Consider the following 3,698-nt stretch of genomic DNA (forward strand, 5'->3'; position numbering starts at 1 on the left):
CGGCCCCGGCCCGCCGCTCTTTTTTGTGCCTGACACGGTAATTGCGGTTAAGCCGCCTTTGCTTCCACTTCATGCAACGCGAAAGAACGTCCATCCGCGTCGAAGATATGCAGGTCCTCGCCATTGGCGCTCAGCCGCAATGTCGAGCCGCGCTTGACCTCGACATTGCCGGGCAGCTTGGTCACCAGCGGCAGATCGGCGCGGCCGATGTCGACATAGACAAGCTGCACCTCGCCGAGTTGCTCGACATAGTCGACCGTCCCCTCGAACAGATAGTCCGCGCCGCTGGCGATGATCAGGTCCTCCGGCCGCACGCCAAAGCTCACCGCAGCGCCCTTTGCCGAAGCCGGCGTCGCAATCGGCACGGTCGCCTTGCGTCCGCCGACATGGCTGACGACGGTCGGGTTTCCGGTCTTTTCGATGGTCGCCGGCAGGATGTTCATGGCCGGCGAGCCGATGAACTGGGCAACGAACAGATTGCCGGGCTTCTTGTAGAGGTCCATCGGCGTGCCGACCTGCTCGATATGGCCGTCCTTGAGCACCACGATGCGGTCGGCCAGCGTCATCGCCTCGACCTGGTCGTGGGTAACGTAGATCATGGTCGTGTTGGGCATCGATTCCTTGAGCTTGGCGATCTCGATGCGGGTGGCGACGCGCAGCGCGGCGTCGAGGTTCGAAAGCGGCTCGTCGAACAGGAACACCTTCGGATTGCGCACGATGGCGCGGCCGATGGCGACGCGCTGGCGCTGGCCACCCGACATCGCCTTGGGCAGGCGGTCGAGATATTTGGTCAGCTGCAGGATCTCGGCGGCCTGGCGCACGCGGCGGTCGATCTCGGCCTTGTTCTCTTTGCCGATCTTCATCGAGAACGCCATGTTGTCGTAGACGGTCATGTGCGGGTACAGCGCGTAGGACTGGAACACCATGGCGATGCCCCGCTTCGACGGCGGCACGTCGTTCACCACTTCGCCGGCTATTCTGAGTTCGCCGGAGGTGATTTCCTCGAGCCCGGCGATCGACCTCAGCAATGTCGACTTGCCGCAGCCCGACGGGCCGACGAAGACGATGAACTCGCCCGACCTAATATCGAGGTCGATGCCGTGGAGAATGTTCAGATTGCCGTAGGACTTCTTCACTTGTCTTAGCGTGACATCGGCCATTGGTTTCCTCCAGTGATTGGAAATTCAGTCGAGACGCCCGAACCAGGCGCCGTAGCCGCCAAGCTCGATGGAACCGCTGCTCGCCTGCCCCGAAAATCCGTGCCCGGGCAGAGGTTGCAGCGATCGGCCGCCAAGGTCAACCTTGGCCCGCCCGGCTCCCAGATTGAAGACGCAGACGATCTGCTCGTTGCCTGCGCGGCGCGTGAAGGCCACGGTATCTCCCTCACTTTCGATGAAGGTGATGTCGCCCTTGGCCAGCGCCGGATGGGCACGCCGGAAGCTGAGAAAGCGCCGGTAGTGCTCGAGCAGCGAAGCCTCGTCGCCCTGCTGGACATTGACCGCTTGCGCCAAATGCTTGGCCGGCACCGGCAGCCAGGGTTTTGCCTGGGAGAAGCCGCCATTCTTGGCGCCGCCGTCCCACACCATCGGTGTGCGGCAGCCGTCGCGGCCCTTGAATTCAGGCCAGAAGCGGATGCCGTAGGGATCCTGCAAATCCTCGAACCGAAGGTCGGCCTCGCCGAGCCCAAGTTCCTCACCCTGATAGATGCAGACCGAACCGCGCAAGGACATCAGCAGCGCCGAGATGACCTTGAGGTAGGCGGTCGGGTCGGGCTCATTGGCGGCCCAGCGCGAGGCCGGGCGCATTACATCGTGGTTGGAGAAGGCCCAGCACGACCAGCCATCGCTGGCGACCTTGCCGAAGGATTCCAGCACCGAGCGGACCTTGCCCGCGCTGATCTTTTCCGGCGCCAGGAAATCGAAGGAGTAGCACATGTGCACGCGCTTGCCGCCGGCGGTGTAGGCGGCCACCACTTCAAGCCCACGCTGCGAATCGCCGACCTCGCCGACCGCTGCGGTTGCCGGATATTCATCGAGCAGGGCACGGAACCGTTCGAGGAAGCCGAGATTCTCGGGCCGGCTCTTGTCGTAGAGATGGTCCTGGTAGTTGTAGGGGTTGACCGCCGGCGCGGTCTGGTCGTTGCGCTCTTCCGGCGGCAGCGGCGGGTTGTTTTCCAAGCCCTGGCTGTGGAAGTAGAAATTGATGGTGTCGAGCCGGAAACCATCGACGCCGCGCTCCAGCCAGAAGCGGGTGACGTCGAGCAACGCGTCCTGAACCTCGTGGTTGTGGAAGTTGAGGTCGGGCTGCTCGGCCAGAAAATTGTGCATGTAATATTGCTGGCGGCTGGTGTCCCATTGCCAGGCCGAGCCGCCGAAGATCGACAGCCAGTTGTTGGGCGGCGTGCCGTCCGGCCTGGCGTCTGCCCAGACGTACCAGTCGGCTTTCGGGTTGCTGCGGCTCGACCGGCTTTCCTTGAACCACGGGTGGTTGTCGGCGGTGTGCGACAGCACCTCGTCGATCATCACCTTCAAGCCCAACCTGTGTGCCTCGGCGGTCAGCGCGTCGAAGTCGGCCAACGTGCCGAACATCGGATCGACGTCGCAGTAATCCGACACGTCATAGCCGAAATCCTTCATCGGCGACTTGAAGAATGGCGAAATCCAGATGGCGTCCGCACCGAGTGCCGCGATGTAGGGTAGCCGCCCGATGATGCCCTTAAGGTCACCGATGCCGTCGCCGTTCGAGTCCTGGTAGCTGCGCGGATAAATCTGGTAGATCACCGCGCCCCGCCACCAGTCGCGATCGATGGCGAGGTCAGGCTTCGAGCTGGCCTTCAAAGCGGATTGCATCGTCTCAGCCTCCTTTCACCGAGCCGGCAAGCAGCCCGCGGACAAAATAGCGCTGCAGCGAGAAGAACACGATCAGCGGCACGATGATGGTCACGAAAGCCGATGTCGTCAGAATCTCCCAGTCGCCGCCGCGTGAGCCCAACAGCGCGTTGAGCTTGGCGGTCAGCACGATCTGGTCTGCCTCTGTGCCGAGGAAAACCATCGCCACCAGCAGATCGTTCCATACCCACAGGAACTGGAAGATGGCAAACGAAGCCAGCACCGGAAACGACAGCGGCAAGACGATCTTGACGAAGATCTCGAAATCGCTGGCGCCGTCGATGCGCGCCGATTCCATGATTTCGCGCGGCAGGCCGGCAATGTAGCTGCGCAGCAGGTAGATGGCGAAGGGCAGGCCGAAGCCGGTATGCGCCAGCCAGATGCCGAGATAGGTCTTCGACGGCATGCCGAAGAAAGCGCCGACGCCGTTGTAGAGTTTCAACAGCGGGATCAGCGACATCTGCAATGGCACCACCAGCAAGCCGATGATGACCGCGATCAGCAGCGCCCGGCCGGGAAACCGCATCCAGGCCAGCGCATAGGCGGCAAAGGCGGCGATCAGGATCGGGATGACGGTCGCCGGAATGGTGACGGTCAGGGAATTCATGAAAGACCGTCCGATGCCTTCGGAAAACAGCACGGTTTTGTAATTATCGGTGGTGAATTTCGGCGGCGCCGACGAAGCATAATAGACGCGCTGGCCGCGATCGCCTTCGAACGCTTTCGGGGACTGCATGACGAAGCTGCCGTCGGCATTGAGCTGCAAGGTCACGCCGTCGCCGAGATCGGCTGTGGTGCCGGCGGGATACT

At 62.5% G+C, this 3,698-nt stretch carries 3 protein-coding genes; all 3 read right to left on the reverse strand.

Going from position 1 to position 3,698, the window contains the following annotated elements:
• Positions 1-47 precede the first annotated feature (47 nt).
• Positions 48-1,160 carry a sn-glycerol-3-phosphate ABC transporter ATP-binding protein UgpC gene (gene ugpC / locus EOA22_RS27535; RefSeq protein ID WP_063169811.1) on the reverse strand — a complete coding sequence of 371 codons (1,113 nt, stop codon included), beginning with the start codon at positions 1,158-1,160 and terminating at the stop codon, positions 48-50.
• Positions 1,161-1,184: 24 nt separating this feature from the next.
• A complete protein-coding gene (locus EOA22_RS27540; RefSeq protein ID WP_063169812.1) occupies positions 1,185-2,849 on the reverse strand; it encodes an alpha-glucosidase in 1,665 nt (554 codons plus the stop codon).
• A gap of 4 nt (positions 2,850-2,853) precedes the next feature.
• Positions 2,854-3,698, reverse strand: an 845-nt coding sequence (locus EOA22_RS27545; protein ID WP_164755887.1) for a carbohydrate ABC transporter permease, incomplete at its 5' end; no start/stop codon positions are given.

The sequence above is a fragment of the Mesorhizobium sp. M7A.F.Ca.US.014.04.1.1 genome (assembly GCF_003998745.1).
Taxonomy (GTDB): Bacteria; Pseudomonadota; Alphaproteobacteria; order Rhizobiales; family Rhizobiaceae; genus Mesorhizobium; species Mesorhizobium ciceri.

Bases quoted from the DNA above. Each gene is read 5' to 3' on its own strand.
- ugpC (WP_063169811.1), bottom strand. From the start codon at position 1,160: ATGGCCGATGTCACGCTAAGACAAGTGAAGAAGTCCTACGGCAATCTG.
- EOA22_RS27540 (WP_063169812.1), bottom strand. From the start codon at position 2,849: ATGCAATCCGCTTTGAAGGCCAGCTCGAAGCCTGACCTCGCCATCGAT.